The organism is Undibacterium sp. Tian12W, assembly GCF_049339405.1.
Lineage (GTDB): Bacteria > Pseudomonadota > Gammaproteobacteria > Burkholderiales > Burkholderiaceae_D > Undibacterium.
This window is the reverse complement of record NZ_JBMPPK010000037.1, coordinates 12191-28765: the sequence shown is the minus strand read 5'-3', so window position 1 is coordinate 28765 and position 16575 is coordinate 12191. Positions and strand designations below refer to the sequence as shown.

Genomic DNA, 16575 nt, shown 5'->3' with positions numbered 1-16575 from the left:
TTTTATAATCGCCAGCGTCGTCACTCACGCCTCGGCTATATTCCACCTGCCTTGTTTGCTGATAATTTCTATCAACAATCGCAGGCTGCTTGAAACATGAGTGTCCGTTATTGACAGTACACCTCAACATAAGCTTCAACAAAATGTTCGCCATGGAAATCCGTTGTCTCTTTTCTCTGTTGCCGACCACTATCCAGTTCGATCTGCCCGCGAATCATCCTGCGACGTTCTGCTTCTGCTCCTACGTTACGCACTTTCCAAAGCAGAGTGTATGGCGGCGGAACTGTACATGCCTCTACCTTGAACACCAGTTGCCGACCGGTGGGCAGCCATGGAAAAATTTCCGATAGTCTCCTCAATTTTCCTGCGAACGTTCCTTTTTCGCTCACCTCACTGTCAATCTCCAAATCGTATTGAACATCGACGGAATATTTATCTTCGATAAATTCTTCGGTTGTATAGCGTGACATGTCAAAGGCCGCATTAACGCTTTTGGTGATGTCACTCGATTCGGCAGGGAAATTGCGACCGAATACTTCACGCCAGAGCTTGATTTTCTTTTTTTCCGTATCGGCATCAACCGCTTCCTGACATTTTGCAGCGGCTTTCTTGGATTTCGGCTGGAATTTACCGGTACTATGAATTCGTTGGCCACTACCTGGTGCAAGCCAATAGTCCTGGTGGTCCAAGGAGCCCAGGTAAGAGAATAAGGAAACAAATAATTGATCGTAGGACCCATACGACAACTTGTCATAGTCATGATTTTGACTAAAAAAATTGTAGACCAGTGTATCGATCAACATACCCCCGATATTGACTCCATGGCAGTTCTTCCAGGCCCGGATCATTTTGCAAACATGCTTATAATTTCGATTGGTTTCACTATTGCGCTTGTTGACTGCGTCGATTTCTTGGGCCGGCTTGCAGAGTTTCCATGAGCCGCCATTATTTGAATCACCAAAGCGGTACCCGTCGGCATCTTTATCAAAAAATGCTGGCAAGACTTCAACTCGGTATTGAGTGAACTCCACAACTACGACCTGGCCGTCGCCTTTAATTTCAGTGTTGGGGTATCGCTCTTTTAACGACTTACGCACATCTTGCAGAAGTTGGGAAGGTCCATTTCCCTTCAAATTTTTATAGCGCTCATATTCAGACCACTGTAATTCGAACACCATGTCGAGGTCACTGACACCATTGATTGCGGTTTGACGTCCGTATGATCCGACTTGTCTTGTATGAGCTGTGTCAGATTCTGAATCCCAGAAATCTTTATTCAGCCGGGTTGTGATGTTGCAGTACGAAGTGGAAATAGCACTGGCATTCTGGACGGAGATATTTTTCCGAAATTGTTCAAATAGTGTCGCAGACATTGGAATTCACCTTATTTTTTGATATCAAAATTTTAAAGGTGAACTTTCTTCGTAACACTATATGTGGGGGTAAATTCGCCTTTCACTACTGATTGTAGTGCATTTCGCCGTAAATTCAAGGTATTAAATAATTGCAAAATACATATTTTATCGTCTATTAAATTTGCCCGGCAAAGACTTCTTCCTGACGTTTGTCTGAGAAAGGTCGTATTATTTCAGACGAAGCTAGGCCAGAGTTTTTGAACCAAAAATGGGAGAGATCGAGATGCAATCCAGATACCAACAAGTTGTGGGAGATAGAAAACCGACCAAGCTCTATATCATTGGAAACGGGTTCGACTTACGACACGGCATCCCGTCTCGATACGGAGATTTCAAAAACTACGTGCGCAAACGTGACCGAGAAATATTCGATTCAGTGGAAGATTATCTTCCTGCAGGTGATGATTGGGCGTCTCTTGAATCAGCTTTTGCAGACATCGATGCGAACGGCATCTTCGACGACCTGGATCAATTTATGCCTTCGTATGCTTCTGAAGACTGGAGTGATTCGGGGCATCATGACTTTCAGTACGAAGTTGGGGAGCTTGTTCAGCGACTTTCAAGCAAACTTACGGTGTTGTTCGGGGATTGGATAAGATCCTTACCGATTCCAACGTCACTCACTGCAAAGTCATATTTGAAGCATTTGGATACAGGTGCTGCCTTCTTGAATTTTAACTACACATCGACGCTACAAGACCTATATGGCGTGCCTGGTGAGAACGTATTGCATATTCATGGTGAAGCCAAAACGCAAGGCGAAAAACTCATCCTGGGTCATGGATGGAATCCGGTGGAACGGCGATCCCTTAATGATCGTGACGATATTTCGGAGATTGATACTCGGCTGATGGAAGCACACTCCATCTTAGATGATTATTTTTTGCAGACTTTCAAGCCTTCAGAAAAATTGATATTGCAGAACCAAGCATTTTTTGACCAGCTTGACTTCGTAGATTCTGTACACGTGCTGGGGCACTCGCTTTCCGACGTGGATCTACCATATTTGAAAGCATTGCTAAAAATTCCCTCGGTAGCAACAGCACGCTGGCTTGTAGCCTGTCAGAATGAAGAACAATGGCCGGAAAAGCGTGAGCGGCTGATCCAGATTGGCGTTTCCGCCGAAAATGCGCTTGCCAACCTTTGGACTGACTATAGTTAGAGGCGAACTCGTCTGCGTGCCGTTGTTCTGGCAGTGCTGTGCGCTTGCGAACTTGTTTATGGTCCGCAGGCGCTTAATGCGCATGCAAGGGGCATAGTGTGCCCACTACGCGAGAAATCGCGCAAGAGCATTGGGAATTGGAAGCGTTTGCTTGAGGTACGGCCGAGATTCGTGTTTTTCACGCCAAAATTAAACTAAGATGATGATTTAAAAGAGAAAACTAGAATTTTCTTGGTTCGATTCCCCTCAAAAAAAATGCATCGTCCTTTTAATTCGATTTAATGTGGGCTGATGAACCGGTTCGTCTTGGCATTATTCAGAAATAGCTCCCCTTATTTTCAAGGAGGAAGCCCCTTTTTAGAGAGGTGAGAAAATAGCCAATTTCAAGTTTCTCGGTCACCACCAGCGCTCAGCTCGGCCCAGTCAAGCTCCCTGACCAATATGCGGTAAGCGTCGTCACCTATAATATCTGTGCGGCGCAATTCTGTCGCTTCCCTCCGAGCAAGCCCAATAAGATCTCGCCGCAGTGGCCCGGCAGGAACATCATCAAACGGAGTATCTGATGGGTTCCCAGTGTTGAGATCAAGCAATGCGGTGTATTCCTTGCGCAGCAGTTGCGCAGGTAGGGAATCATCGCCCTTGAGGGAATCAAGCACAACTTGATAGGCATGCGCCCGACCAAAACGGACTTCCCGTGTTACTGGGTCATCGTCAGTGAGGCCAAGGCGACGAATCAACAGCTTGATGGTAAGCCCCTGCAATACCAAGGTACCAAGCACAACTGCGAATGCGCACATCAGGATCAGATCACGGTAAGGGAATGGCATGCCGTTTGGTAAAGTCTCTGGAATCGCAAACGCTGCGGCGAGTGTGACAATTCCGCGCATCCCAGCCCAAGATACGACAATGCCGCTGGCGAACGTTGGCTTGCCGCTGTCGTCGGTGCTAGAGCGGTCAAATAACCGTCTTTTGATGACTGTGTATGCCATGACCCATGCAAACCGTGCGGCAATCGTAACAATGAGGACTACGCCAGCCGTCATCAGCGCATCAGTTCGTTCGCTGCCCACTTCCAGCCTCTCCCAGATAGGGCGGAGCTGTAAGCCTATCAGTACAAACGCAAAAGCGTTGAGGACAAAGACAACCGTCTCCCACACCGCAAAGACCGGTATGCGCATGCGTGCCGAGATATTTGGTCCGCTGTACCGTGCCATTGTCATTGCAAAGGCAACAAGGGTAAGAATGCCTGACAGGCCAATTTCTTCCGCTGCGATCCAGACGCCGAAGGTGCATGCGAATTGCAAAATGACAGAGATCGATACGTCATGCACGAAGCTGAACAAAGGACGAATCGCAAAAGCACATGCGATACCCGCAGCAAGACTGCCAAAGACAGTCAACAGAAACACGGGCGCGAAACTGCTTACCCCAAATGTCCCTGTTATTGCACTCATGATTGCAAGGCGATATACGAGAAGTGCACTCGCATCATTGAGCAGGCTTTCACCTTCCAGGATTTTCAGAAGCCGGTGTGGCAACTTGACCTGCCTCATCACCGCTGTTGCTGCTGCAGCATCTGGCGGCGCAACGATAGCACCGAGGGCGATAGCGACTGGCCATGGCATCCCAGGTATGAGCCACTTGGCAGCAATTGCAACCGCAATCACTGTAGTCCCGACTGCCGCAATGACCAGGCCTGCAACAGGCCGCCAGTTGGCACGAAGGTCACGCAACGATGTGTCATATGCAGCATCAAGGAGCACTGGCGCGACGAATAGAGTCAGGGCGAGATGCGGGTCTAGCGTCCAGTTCGGACTTCCTGGAATGAAGGCTAACAAAACACCGCCGAGCGCTAAAAATGTCGGATAGGGAGCGCCAATCTTTTGTGCGAGAGCCGCGAGCAGCGCAGCGCCCAATAATAACGCGATGATCCATTCAAAAATTGCCATGGCTGTAGTCTTCCTTGACTGGGATGCCTTACCGGTTCGAGCTTCTGCAAACTACCAACAATACATCAGCTGCGATTAGAGCAAGTAAAAATGTTTAAGTGATTGTGTATAACCAATATCCCGCAACGTATGCAGAGCGCTCTCCAGCGAGATGCCAGCGACAGCTGACAGTAACTTGCGGCGCGGTTTATCTGGGAAGCGCGTCATTGCATCGCACGCTATTGCTCATTTTGTTCCAGCGAGGTATTCCTCGTTGGTGACCTTCTCCATCCAGATGACGTTTTTTCCATCAAGCGCCTCCTGCACTGCGATATGGGACATGGCAGTGGTCGGTGTGGCACCGTGCCAATGCTTATGACCCGGCGGACACCAGATCACGTCTCCCGCACGGATCTCGACAATCGGCTCACCTTCACACTGAGTCCAACCGCAGCCAGATGTGACAGATCAGTGTCTGTCCAAGTGGATGCGTGTGCCATGCAGAGCGGGCACCAGGTTCGAAAGTAACGCTGGCGCATGAAACACGTGAGGGCGCGGGCGCGACGTTGAGCATGTCGACACGGACATGCCCAGTGAAGTATTCTTCAGGACCTTTGGCTGAGGGCTGTGAGCCTGGACGTTTGAGTTGCATGATATGTATCCTTTGAGCTTGATTGCGGGTTCTGATTTTGTGTTGTGGCATATATGTAAGGCCACATACCTGCCAGTCACTTTGGAGCGAGGTCTCCGTACCAATAAGATGCTGTTACGCCTCCATCCATCAGAAAATCGCTGCCGGTAATGAACCCGCCATCGCAACCCATTAGCAATGCGCCGACAGCCCCGACCTCGTCTGGGGTACCGCCACGTTTGGCAGGCGACAAATCGATCATGCGGCGGTAGCTTTCACCGCGTGGGCCACTTAGCTCGTCCCTTGCAAGTGGCGTGAAAATAATGCCAGGGCTGATCGTGTTGATGCGTGCACCGCGCTTGCCCCACCGTACGGCTTCGGCCATGACCCGCAAAGAATTCCCACGTTTCGAGAGCTGGTAAGCATGTAGAGAGTCCTTCACCCGGTCAGGTTGCATCATAGGCAAGCCCAACAAATCTTCCACAGGGCTAGTGGCGAGAGCTGCATTCTCCTCAACACTCAGACCAGGTAAGCGGTGTCCGGATTGTGAGGCGATAACGACGCCAGCTCCACCGTCGGCAATGACATTACCAAATTCTTCCAGCACAAGTGCGGTGCCATACAGGTCAACCTTAAGGATAGTTGCCGGAGAAGCCTGCGACGGCGAAACACCAGCCGCATGGATTAAGCCGGTCACGCTTCCGAGTGATATAGCTGTCTGAACCAGGGCATGTACCGATACACGTGACGAGACATCTACCGTCGTCGCCGTCACCTCAAAGCCTGCGTCGGCAAGCGTCTTCGCGGCAGCGTCCGCGTTTTCCTTATTCAGATCGGCGAGCAGTACATGCTTGCCTGCACTGATGCGGCGGGCGATAGCTTGGCCGATTGAACCGGCTCCGATAACAACAATGATGTTGATCATGATGAGTTTCCTTATTTTGTGTTGGGGAATGCATTTCCGTGCGACGCGTTCACTTGCCCACGAGCTTTTGCCGGTCTGTAGAGTAGCGAGCACCCTGAACTGGAGCGTCTGAAACGGCAGCTTCAATCTCGCTTAGGTCTTCGGATGACAGTACTACCAATGCAGCGCCAGCGTTTTCTACGAGGCGATGCAGCTTCGTGGTACCAGGAATCGGAACGATCCACGGTTTCTGTGCAAGTAGCCAGGCGAGCGCTAGCTGTGCTGGTGTTACTTGCTTGCGGTTGGCAATGCCTGCCAGCACGTCTACCAACGCACGGTTCGCCTGACGCGCCTCCGGAGAAAAACGTGGCACGGAGCTGCGGAAGTCGTTCGCGCTGAACGATGTCCTGGCATCAATGGCGCCGGTCAGAAATCCTTTGCCGAGAGGACTGAACGGTACGAAGCCGATACCGAGTTCCTCAAGGACTGGCAGGATTTCTTTTTCCGGCTCACGCCACCAGAGAGAATATTCGCTCTGCAGAGCGGTGAGGGGCTGGACTGCGTGAGCACGGCGAATGTTCTCAACTCCTGCTTCCGACATGCCGAAATGCTTCACCTTGCCTTCGAGGATCAGCTCTTTGACAGTGCCAGCCACATCTTCGATGGGGACAGCCGGGTCGACTCGATGCTGGTAGAACAGATCAATGCGGTCGGTACGCAATCGTTTCAGTGCCTCTTCCGCAACCTGCCGAATACGTTCCGGCCGACTGTCGAGTCCTTTACTCGTGTCCCCGTCCCGAAAGCCGAACTTGGTGGCAATCACGACCTGATCACGCATCGGCGCAAGCGCTTCGCCAACCACACCCTCGTTAATAAATGGACCATAGGCTTCAGCTGTGTCGAAGAATGTGATGCCACGCTCGACGCCTGCACGGATCAGTTTGATGGCTTCAGCGGTGTCAGTTGCAGGTCCGTAGCCATAGCTAAGGCCCATGCAACCGAACCCAAGTGCGGAGACTTCTAAACCACTATTTCCTAGTTGTCGTTTTCGCATTTCATACTCCTTTGATGAGGGGTTGAGCTTGCATCTACTGGCTTACCCCAATGCTGGAACGAACGTGCAGCATTGGATCGAAAGCCAGCTTGATGATCAAATCCGACAGACTGTTCAACGATACGTCATGACCGTGGAACGGTTCGCCCTTCTGCGTGATTTGGTAGTCGACTTTCGGGTCATGCGTAAACCAGCCTGGACGCAAAACCGTGTAGTGCAGGCCAGAAGCCTCGATGACCGCAGCAGAGTCACGATATGGGTCCAATACGCTACGGTATTTTTCTCCTGTAACCTCACCATAGATGCCCATCGAACTAATGAAGATCAGCCGTTTCAAACCAGCTTCTTTCATTGACGTCACAATGTTGCGGGCTTGTTCACCCATATCACCGGCAAGGCTGGCGAACACCACGTCCTGATCTGTCATCGCTTCGATCAAGGCTGCCCGGTCGAGGACATCGCCCTCTACGATTGCTGCCCGCTTTGCATCAGGATTCTTCAACCGGCTCGCATGGCGCAGGTACAGGGTCAGATGCGCATCTGTCTTTTTAAGAAAGTATGCCGTCGTATGACGAGCGAGCTGACCGTTTGCACCGAGGATAAGAACACGTGTCATTTCAACCTCCTATCTATCAGCAATCGACGTAAGGCCTTCCGATAGCGGAGCGCCTTTCACATCGATGGCTGCAAATGCATCATCGATTTGTCGCAAGTCTTCGGGTGTGAGAGCCAGGTCGGATGCGGGCAGGTTGTCGTCGAGATGCGCAAGTTTCGTTGCGCCTGGAATTGGCACGATCCACGGCTTTTGGGCAAGCAACCAGGCAAGCGCGATCTGTGCGGGTGAAGCACCTTTGCTGGCAGCCATCTTCCGGAGAAAGTCAACCACAGCAAAATTTGCCTTTAGTGCCTCAGGCGTGAAGCGTGGGAAGGTGGCGCGCAGATCCGTTGCATCATCGAATTTGGTATCCGGAGTAATCTGGCCTGTCAGGAAGCCCTGGCCAAGCGGCCCCCATGAGACGAAGCCGATGCCGAGTTCTTCGCAGAGCGATAACAGTTCAAGCTCGGGTTCGCGCATCCAGAGTGAATAATGGTTTTGGACTGCCGCAACCGTCTGGACCGCATGAGCACGTCGCACAGTCTTGGGACTTGCTTCAGAAAGACCAAAATGCTTGACCTTGCCCTCGGCTATCAGCTGCTGGACAGCACCGGCTACATCCTCAATTGGCACGGCCGGATCGACGCGGTGCTGGTATAGCAGATCAATATGGTCGGTGCGCAGTCGCTTCAGCGAGGCTTCAACAACGTCGCGAATGTGTTCTGGCCGACTATCGAGGCCGACCATAGCGCCATTTTCATCCAGCTTGAACCCGAACTTCGTCGCAATGACGATCTGATCTCGAAATGGTTGGATTGCCTCACCGACCAGGAGTTCGTTGGTAAATGGGCCATATCCTTCGGCGGTGTCAAAAAAGGTCACACCGCGTTCGAATGCACCGCGAATCATGGCGATACCTTCTGCCTTATCAGAAGCAGGGCCAAGGCCAAAGCTCAGGCCCATACAACCAAGGCCGAGTTCAGAAACGATAAGGCCGTTGCGGCCCAGTTGACGTGTTTTCATGATGTTTTTCCTGTCTTTTATTGATTCCATGTAGCTTAGGTTAATTGACATTCAATGACTAGACTGCTAAAACGATATTCAATCATTAGGAGATCTAATCAATGGCAGTTTTCGATGACCTGGCCGCCTTTGCGGCCGTGGTGAGAGCAAAGAGCTTTACACGCGCAGCTGCGCAGATTGGTGTTACTCAGTCCGCGCTTAGCCAAACAGTCCGGTCGCTGGAGCGCAGGCTTGATCTAAAGCTGCTCAACCGCACAACACGCAGCGTTGCCCCCACAGAAGCGGGCGAGCAGTTATTCCGAACGGTGGAGCCGCGGCTGGCCGAGATCGAAGCCGAGTTGGCAGTGCTTGGCAACATGCGTGGCAGACCGGTTGGCACTGTTCGCATTACTGCGACCGAACATGCGGTACGGTCTATCGTTTGGCCGAGACTTTTACCATGGTTGCCAAACTATCCGGAGATCAAGGTTGAGATCAGTAGCGACAACCGCTTTGTTGATATCGTGGCAGAGCGTTTCGACATCGGCATCCGCCTTGGTGGCGACGTTGCCAAGAACATGATTGCATTGCGGATTGCACCTGATATGCGTATGGTGGTTGTGGGAAGTCCTGCTTATTTCGAGCGCAATCAACCGCCGAAAACGCCGTCGGATCTGAGCGAACACGACTGTATTGGTTTGCGCCTGCCAACATACGGCGGTATGCTGGCCTGGGAATTCAAGCATGGCGAGCGAATCACAAGCACCCACGTTGAGGGGCGTCTCGTCTTTAACCGTAGCGACCTAATGGCGGATGCCGCAGTTGCCGGAAACGGGCTTGCCTGGCTTCCGGACGACATGGCGCGTGATCATCTTGCTGCAGGGCGGTTGGTGACGACGCTTGATGACTGGGCGATCACCTTTCCTGGCTATCACCTCTATTATGCAAGTCGTCGTTCGTCGTCTGCGCTCTCGCTAGTTGTAGATGCATTGCGACTACCAAAGTCGTGCTGATTGCCGCTGCAATGGAGCGTGTTTCTTCGATGACGCGCAACAGATCAACTTTACCGGCCCCCAAGGAAATCTGATCGCCGATGTAGGCACGGGGACGTATGGTTTGCACCGTACTGGCCTTAAAACAGCTTCACCTGCATCTGAAAGAACTAGAATTTGAAGGGTCGTATCCCCGGATGGCAGCCTTCGCCAGGAATTGGAAGGTGGATCAAACTGATAGGGTCAATTCAGCTAACAAACGAACAATGACAAACCGGATTGAGAGAAAATATAGGGAGTTTACAGAGTTTAGCCATTTTATGAAATTAACGTAAAATGGCTAAACTCTGTAAAAAAGTGGAGTGCCAATTACTCACTCAAAAGCAGTATCGTTGCTTTCTTTACGTATCGCCAAAATGGGTAAATGAATCGGCGACAAATTTAGTTATCAATGTTTGGGCTCTGGTAGGTTGATTAAATGTAATTATTAACACTAAATTACTGGGTAATGCGAACAATTTCAACAGTGACGTCGCCAACTTGTTCGGCCTTGTTCCGGAGCTCAATACATTGTTTATTCCCATCAATTTAATACCTGGCTGAATAACGTCAAGTGAACGAATCTATTAGACATTTCCAGCATGTACGATTCGCAATGCTCGCCTGCTGAAGCCAATCAATTCTGCATGGGTTACGGGTATTTCCTCAGTGAACCCTGGATTAGTATCATGGTGAAATTGGCCAGCATACGTATTTATTTCTTGCAGTTCAGTTATCAAATTTTTTGCATGAGACACAGGTTCCGTGGCCCCGGCTCCTTTAATAAATTCCACTACTTGACCAAACATCAGGTCGCGAGGAATGAAACCGGGAAATCGACGATGCAAATATCCTTCTAAAAAGGGACGTATGGCTTTTGCGACGTCTCGCTTTTCATTTGTTCCTGTCTCACAAAATTCTTTTAGTGTTCGGTGATGTCGATAATATGTCGATTCGCATTCCTTATCAACATTGTATTCACCCAAATCACTGTACTCGCCAATCGTGTAACGTAGCTGCAGGGAGCAAATGTTTGAGTTGCCACCCTTGGCGATCAATTCATCGCGTAGGTCACGTAAAAAATAAGGATCATGGGCTAATACAATGAGTTGTTCGGCATTGTCGCGTATCTGTTTAAGCACTATCTTGGTGTGTTGTTTTCGATTTATGTCCAAACTGCACATAGGGTCATCTATCACAACAATCCGGCTTGATAGTTCAGGGTGTTCCAGTGTTGACGCTACAAAAAATGCAAAGGCAAGGGTCCGCTTGTCACCCTCACTTAATACAGTAGAAAAACTCGGTGTTCCACCCTCCAATTGGACAGATTTTCCTCTTAACCTCAACCCATATTCGCTGCGAGCAGCACCACCACGAAAGTTTGTGGCCATTTTTTCAATTTGGAACGCCGCTCCAAATTTCACTAATAGCTGGTTTATTGATGTTTCATACTGGCCTAGTATTGCTGACATTGCAGTATCGAGATCCTCACGTGCAGTCTTTTTTCTTTTTGTTGCTTCGACAGAAGCTTTCTTTGCCTGTGTGAGTTTAGAAAATAAGTCGATGACTGGAGTTTCATGTCGGCGTATCGCGCAATGTATCCGTAATAACTTGCTTTGTAATTCTGTGGAAGTTTACTTGCCCAGGCTGATGCGAAACTGGTCTATGATTGATTTTGCTGTTGATATCTGACGATTGCATTCAGACATATCATTGATCATGTGATTCCACAGATCTTCTGCTTTTTCTTTTTCGTCCTGGGTCCCGATTGATACCGTAGGATTAGCCTGTTTTTTTTCAACTAATTCAAGAAGAAATTCTCGAAGTTCGGTAAGGCGTAGTGTTGCGCCAATACTATCGAACATTATTGCAGGATCTTTTATATGCGCACTCCACGCACTAGAGATTGCCTGTTCTGCCTTCACTGAAGAGGCAAATGTCTCAACAATTCCCTCACCGATTCGAACAGCAATTCCGCGTTCAAGAACTGCCACCTGCTTTTTGAGATCAGCGTATGCAGCATTGAAGTATGTTCGATAAGCACGAATTAAAGTAACTCCAGCTGTACCTTGGCCACAATATGGACAAGTAGTACCATTGTCAAAATGTTGACCGGAATTTAACCAAGATTCTGTACCATCCTTGTCAATAAGTGCGATGTGAGAATGGACTAACCTTTCGGCGTCTTCCTGAATATCCTCAATGGACTTCCCTAATATTTTGAACAGCGCAGTAAGATCTATTCCAGGAAGTTGTACTATGGATGGAACTGGTTTCGACAGTAAAGATGTTATGTTATTTGCTGCGAGAATACGTTTCTGTAATTCCTCTATTTGAATATCTGCATCTTTAACAGTTTCCATCTTCTCAAAATCTGACAGTATTATTCCCTGGTGGTATCCAGCCAATTGTTTAGTCAGTTGATTGACGATTTCCATTGCATTGGCTGCTTCAATTGAGGCGTCTTCCTCCAATTTGCGAGCAGCTACAGCAGCTGAGCCTAGCGCAAACTCAAGTAAGCTCTTGCGCTGGTCGGTTTTAACTATGCCACCTGAGTGCACATTCCTACCAATGAAATCAACATCGAATACCATTATCTCGGGACGTTGTTCCGACCATGTGCCAGTTTCAAATTTTACTTTATGGCCACTGGCGAATTGCCAGACAACTTTCGGTTCAAGCGCGCCGTCAATTGTGCGGCGCTCTGCAATTGACCGTACGTCGCCGCTTGATAATGATCGCATTACACTTGCTAAAGTAGACTTTCCTCGTCCATTATCAGAATAAATCAGCGTGGTTTTACTAAGGGCATATTTTTTGCCGTTGAGATCATGCAATAGACCGATTCCTTGAATTTCTTCAATTCTTTCTAACACGGCAGTCCTCCTAAACATACGTCATGGAGAATATTGAGGACAAAATTATTCTGTTCTCAATATAAGTTTTTCTTAGGCTGTTCTAATTTACCCCATATTTTTCAGCAGAAGAAAACTTTTCTAAAGCATCATCTAGGTTGCATTTTTTCACATTGATCGTTTGTCGCTGGCTTACTTGCCTGGGAGATCTGAGGCGGCTCCACCTCCACCCAAAGTTATTCTGCTAGCAAAGAGAGATCTTAGTTCTACCATCATAATTTGTTGCGCTTCGATTTTTGCTATTGCACTTGCTTGTTCAACTTCCATCTTGTGTATCTGTTCCTTTTGGCTGTTGCTTGCTGTGACAGACTGATGTAGCAGCGTCTCCAATTCTTTGATTTTGATGTCTTTTTCTGCCAATTGGGGTTCCAACACCTTTGCCCGTTGTTCTATCGCCCGCAGTGCATCAATCTGACTGCTGAGTTTTCGATGGCTGGTTTGTTCGTCATAAATCGTTTTTTGTGCTTGTGATATTTCAGCGACCCAACGTGCTCCATCCTGGTTGAGGCGTGTTATTTCATTCTGCTTGGTAACCAGTGTCTGCTGCAACTGTCGTAATTCAGCTTGAAGCTGTTGCACCTGCTGTTCGTGGCTCCGTATGTCCTGGTCGCGCTGCTCTTTCACTGAGGTGCGGTAATGTTCAAGTGCGTCTCGGGAATGTTGATGCTTTTCTTCAAGCGACTGCCTATGAACATCGTTTTCTGCTAGGCGCTCCTTGAGATCGATGACCTGCTGCGCCAGAGTGTGGTGAGCCATCGTCTCTTTTTGAAGCGCCTCATTTGTTTGCTCATGTGATTCGATTTCTTGCTTGATAGCCGCAATAGTCAGATCCAGTTTTTCTTTTACTTGCGTATGTTTTGCAGTGACTTCTTCAATTTCTGCGGAATGCTGCCGATCCTTCTCACCGCTTTCCATAGAGATGTCAGCAATGCGGCTGCTGGCCTCGATCTCCAGTTGTGCAGCGAGCTGGGCGACCAGGTTTTGCAGAGCTGCGCTGATCGAGGTTTTTCTATCCACAGGGCCGCCGCTTTCTGCCTCTAACTCTCTTAAATATTTGGAAATTGTGGTTTTGGAGCCAGTATTTCCCAGCGCAATTCTGACGGCATCGACGGATGGATGGCGTCCTTGAGCTATGATTGAATTGCGTGCTTTTTCAACATCAGTTTTATGCACGCCGGTTCTGCCCATGTTTTACTCCATCGAATTTTGTAATGCGATACGTATCATGTAATTACATATTATTTAATTAAATTATTCAAGTTAAATTTCAATAAAATTGGCACTGGATAAGACAAGCTTATCCAGTGTTATATCCAAAAAACAGTTAAAATCGACCCAATATTTGATACGGATCCACTTTATCCTGTGATCTCAAATCGGGAGAATGAGCAGCATGAGCAAAATCGATCACTACCTCCATGCCGGCACGCGAGACAATACCCGCGTTGCCTATCAATCGGCCGTGAGGCACTACGAAATTGAATGGGGTGGCTTCTTACCTGCCACGACCGAAAACATTGCACAGTACTTAGTTGATCATGCGGAAAAGCTCGCAATCAATACTCTTCGTCAACGCCTGGCTGCCTTGGCTCAGTGGCATGTTGATCAGGGATTTCCCGATCCAACAAAAAGTCCACTCGTCAAAAAGGTGCTTCGAGGAATTCAAAGAGAGCATCCAGCTCAAGAAAAACAGGCAAAGCCATTTCAGCTTGATCAACTTGGCATCGTGGATCGCTGGCTCGACAATGCAATTGCAACAGCAAATGCGTCTGGCGATCGTGCGGGCGAACTGCGGCACACCAGGAACCGGGCACTGCTGCTCCTGGGGTTTTGGCGGGGTTTTCGTGGGGACGAATTGACTCGTTTGCAGGTCGAGTACATTGAAATCATTCCTGGCCAGGGCATGAGTTTTTTTTTGCCGCATACCAAAGGTGATCGCCAGAATAAAGGCGTCACATTTAAAGCGCCGGCTCTAAAGCAGTTTTGTCCAGTCGCCGCGTATTCGGCTTGGAAGGAGCTGGCTGCACTTCAGTCCGGCCCGGTATTCAGGTCGGTGAATCGCTGGGGGCAAGTTGGGGATCAAGGACTTCACATGGATAGCCTGATACCTTTGTTACGCACCATATTCAAGGACGCAGGCGTCGCTGGGTCCGAGGAATACTCAGCGCACTCGCTCAGACGGGGGTTCGCCAATTGGGCGACGGGTAACGGCTGGGATCTGAAAACACTTATGGAATACGTAGGTTGGAAAAGTGTACAAAGCGCCATGCGGTATGTGGATGCGGCCGATCCTTTTGCTCAGCACCGAATTGAATCGAGTTTAAATCGTTCTGACCAAACATCTGGCTCTATACCTTTCATTGAGACTGATGCAATGTGAAGCCTGAAACTCTTTTTCTCTTTGTCAAAACCAACGAAGCCTAGCGCAAAGGCCCGAAAATGGATAAAGGTCGGCTCACTCCTCGCTTAAAGAACTGAGTCATTTTGGTCTGGCAGACGAATCAGCAAACTCATCAAGGAAGGTGGCGATCAGAACGGCCACAGATCGTTGTTCATCTTCATGCTCAACGAACCAATCAAATCCATCGACGTCCGTATGTCCAGGCGATTCCCAGAAATCATGATGCTCCCATTGGATTTCATTATGTTTTGTTTGTACTTTCGCACAGTGTTTGGCACCATTTGCGAGCGATCGGATGGTGTCCCATTTTGGGTAAGCAAGCTTCATTGCAGACTTCTCTGTTTTTTCGACGTCTTTTTTAAGGCCGACCTGGAAGTGCCAGTCGGCGACGTGATTGGCCATCATTATGGCGCCAATAAGATCTTTGAACTGTCTTTCCCGAGCAAACTGTTCAATAGCCTCTTTGGCCAGAGCTGCCAGATCGTCGGCACAAGTAATTTTTGTGATTGGCATTTTCGTCTATCAGTTTGATCTACCAGCCAGGATTACAAACGGCATACGTATCGTCATAAAATACAGCAACGAGCCACCAGAAACAATAATCAGTAACCAGCCTTGCCCAGTCACAATCGCATGATGCAATATAGCGATACCGATCGCAGTGACACCAACAAGAAACACTCTAAAGTAATTCCGATCAAAATTGCTTATCTCCTTGCCTAACGCATTCCAGAATATCTCTATCGTAGCAAGAAAAGCTGCAGCGAGCCATGCGCCGACGCCCAGACATTCGAGGATTGAGCTTGGTGGCTGATTTAACTCTTTGATTTGCCAGAAAAAGTATGAGAATAGTGCTATGCCAACCCACAGAACAATAGATGAAAGTGTTTCCCTATCTTTAATCATAATTTCGTTATTCCAATAAATTTTAATCTACCATTTTAATGGATTCTATTTGGGTACTGCTGAGCTAATAAGATTTAGCTTCATTGCTGCAATTATTGTCAGCTGTTTCATATTGAAGCCGAATCAGGTAGCATGCGCGTCCTGAACATTATTCGCTAGCAACACATGATTCTGTTTTTAGATTTTGATGGCGTTTTGCATCCGGAGCCTTGCTTCGATAAGCCCCAACTGTTTTCGTGTTTACCCAGGCTGGAGGCAGTTCTTCGTGACTTTCCTACTGTCCTGATAGTCATCTCGAGCACCTGGCGCGAAAACCGGTCGATCACGGAACTGAGATCTTTTTTTTCAAGCGACATCGGCGCTCGCATTATCGGTGCTACACCTGCCCGGAAAGACATTCCAGACATTATCGAAGTTATTGGATATCAGCGGCATGCTGAAATTGAGGGGTGGCTACGTTTATCAGGAGAGCCTTGGAAAGATTGGGTGGCCATTGATGATAAATCATATCTCTTTAAGCCATTTTTGAGAAATTTGATAAAAACTGATCCTGCAAGAGGATTGGATGAGCATGCAGAAATCGTGTTGAGACAGTACTTGGCAAAAGCGCTGGCTTAGCGTGTTCGGGAGC

At 48.6% G+C, this 16575-nt stretch carries 15 protein-coding genes and 1 pseudogene; 4 read left to right on the top strand and 12 right to left on the bottom strand.

Features of this window, described 5'->3' with window-relative positions:
- Positions 1-107: 107 nt before the first annotated feature.
- Complete coding sequence (locus ACO0LI_RS29280) at positions 108-1373, bottom strand: SMODS domain-containing nucleotidyltransferase (RefSeq protein WP_423037309.1); 1266 nt, start codon at positions 1371-1373, stop codon at positions 108-110.
- Between the two features lie 265 nt (positions 1374-1638).
- Between ACO0LI_RS29280 and ACO0LI_RS29275 the strand changes: the two genes are divergently transcribed.
- A complete protein-coding gene (locus ACO0LI_RS29275; RefSeq protein WP_423037307.1) occupies positions 1639-2577 on the top strand; it encodes a bacteriophage abortive infection AbiH family protein in 939 nt (312 codons plus the stop codon).
- Between the two features lie 383 nt (positions 2578-2960).
- On the opposite strand, the gene ACO0LI_RS29270 is transcribed toward ACO0LI_RS29275, so the two are convergent.
- From ACO0LI_RS29270 to ACO0LI_RS29245, 6 genes and pseudogenes are all read right to left on the bottom strand, one after another.
- Positions 2961-4526, bottom strand: a complete 1566-nt coding sequence (locus ACO0LI_RS29270) for a cation:proton antiporter (protein WP_423037305.1) — start codon at positions 4524-4526, stop codon at positions 2961-2963.
- Positions 4527-4751: 225 nt separating this feature from the next.
- Positions 4752-5157: pseudogene (locus tag ACO0LI_RS29265) on the bottom strand ((R)-mandelonitrile lyase).
- 76 nt (positions 5158-5233) lie between these two features.
- Complete coding sequence (locus ACO0LI_RS29260; protein ID WP_423037303.1) at positions 5234-6061, bottom strand: SDR family oxidoreductase; 828 nt, start codon at positions 6059-6061, stop codon at positions 5234-5236.
- A 49-nt stretch (positions 6062-6110) separates the two neighbouring features.
- Positions 6111-7094 (bottom strand): aldo/keto reductase, encoded by a 984-nt coding sequence (locus ACO0LI_RS29255; RefSeq protein ID WP_423037301.1) that lies wholly within the window; start codon positions 7092-7094, stop codon positions 6111-6113.
- A 34-nt stretch (positions 7095-7128) separates the two neighbouring features.
- Entirely contained in the window at positions 7129-7710 is a 582-nt protein-coding gene (locus tag ACO0LI_RS29250; protein WP_423037299.1) for an NAD(P)H-binding protein, read from the bottom strand.
- A 9-nt stretch (positions 7711-7719) separates the two neighbouring features.
- A complete protein-coding gene (locus tag ACO0LI_RS29245; RefSeq protein ID WP_423037297.1) occupies positions 7720-8712 on the bottom strand; it encodes an aldo/keto reductase in 993 nt (330 codons plus the stop codon).
- 101 nt (positions 8713-8813) lie between these two features.
- Here ACO0LI_RS29245 and ACO0LI_RS29240 point away from each other — a divergent pair, with 101 nt between their 5' ends.
- Positions 8814-9704: a LysR family transcriptional regulator gene (locus tag ACO0LI_RS29240; RefSeq protein WP_423037295.1), complete on the top strand. Its 891-nt coding sequence runs from the start codon at positions 8814-8816 to the stop codon at positions 9702-9704.
- Between the two features lie 605 nt (positions 9705-10309).
- On the opposite strand, the gene ACO0LI_RS29235 is transcribed toward ACO0LI_RS29240, so the two are convergent.
- From ACO0LI_RS29235 to ACO0LI_RS29225, 3 genes are all read right to left on the bottom strand, one after another.
- A complete protein-coding gene (locus ACO0LI_RS29235) occupies positions 10310-11287 on the bottom strand; it encodes an AAA family ATPase (RefSeq protein ID WP_423037311.1) in 978 nt (325 codons plus the stop codon).
- 69 nt (positions 11288-11356) lie between these two features.
- Positions 11357-12598 (bottom strand): AAA family ATPase, encoded by a 1242-nt coding sequence (locus ACO0LI_RS29230; protein ID WP_423037293.1) that lies wholly within the window; start codon positions 12596-12598, stop codon positions 11357-11359.
- Between the two features lie 171 nt (positions 12599-12769).
- Entirely contained in the window at positions 12770-13825 is a 1056-nt protein-coding gene (locus tag ACO0LI_RS29225; RefSeq protein ID WP_423037291.1) for a DNA-binding protein, read from the bottom strand.
- A gap of 205 nt (positions 13826-14030) precedes the next feature.
- On the opposite strand from ACO0LI_RS29225, the gene ACO0LI_RS29220 reads away from it, so the two are divergent.
- Positions 14031-15017 (top strand): site-specific integrase, encoded by a 987-nt coding sequence (locus tag ACO0LI_RS29220; RefSeq protein WP_423037289.1) that lies wholly within the window; start codon positions 14031-14033, stop codon positions 15015-15017.
- A 99-nt stretch (positions 15018-15116) separates the two neighbouring features.
- On the opposite strand, the gene ACO0LI_RS29215 is transcribed toward ACO0LI_RS29220, so the two are convergent.
- Together ACO0LI_RS29215 and ACO0LI_RS29210 are read right to left on the bottom strand one after the other, a co-directional pair.
- Positions 15117-15551, bottom strand: coding sequence for a hypothetical protein (locus ACO0LI_RS29215; protein ID WP_423037287.1), 435 nt, complete (start codon positions 15549-15551; stop codon positions 15117-15119).
- Positions 15552-15560: 9 nt separating this feature from the next.
- Positions 15561-15944 (bottom strand): hypothetical protein, encoded by a 384-nt coding sequence (locus ACO0LI_RS29210; RefSeq protein WP_423037285.1) that lies wholly within the window; start codon positions 15942-15944, stop codon positions 15561-15563.
- A 165-nt stretch (positions 15945-16109) separates the two neighbouring features.
- Between ACO0LI_RS29210 and ACO0LI_RS29205 the strand changes: the two genes are divergently transcribed.
- Positions 16110-16562: an HAD domain-containing protein gene (locus ACO0LI_RS29205; RefSeq protein WP_423037283.1), complete on the top strand. Its 453-nt coding sequence runs from the start codon at positions 16110-16112 to the stop codon at positions 16560-16562.
- Positions 16563-16575: the final 13 nt, after the last annotated feature.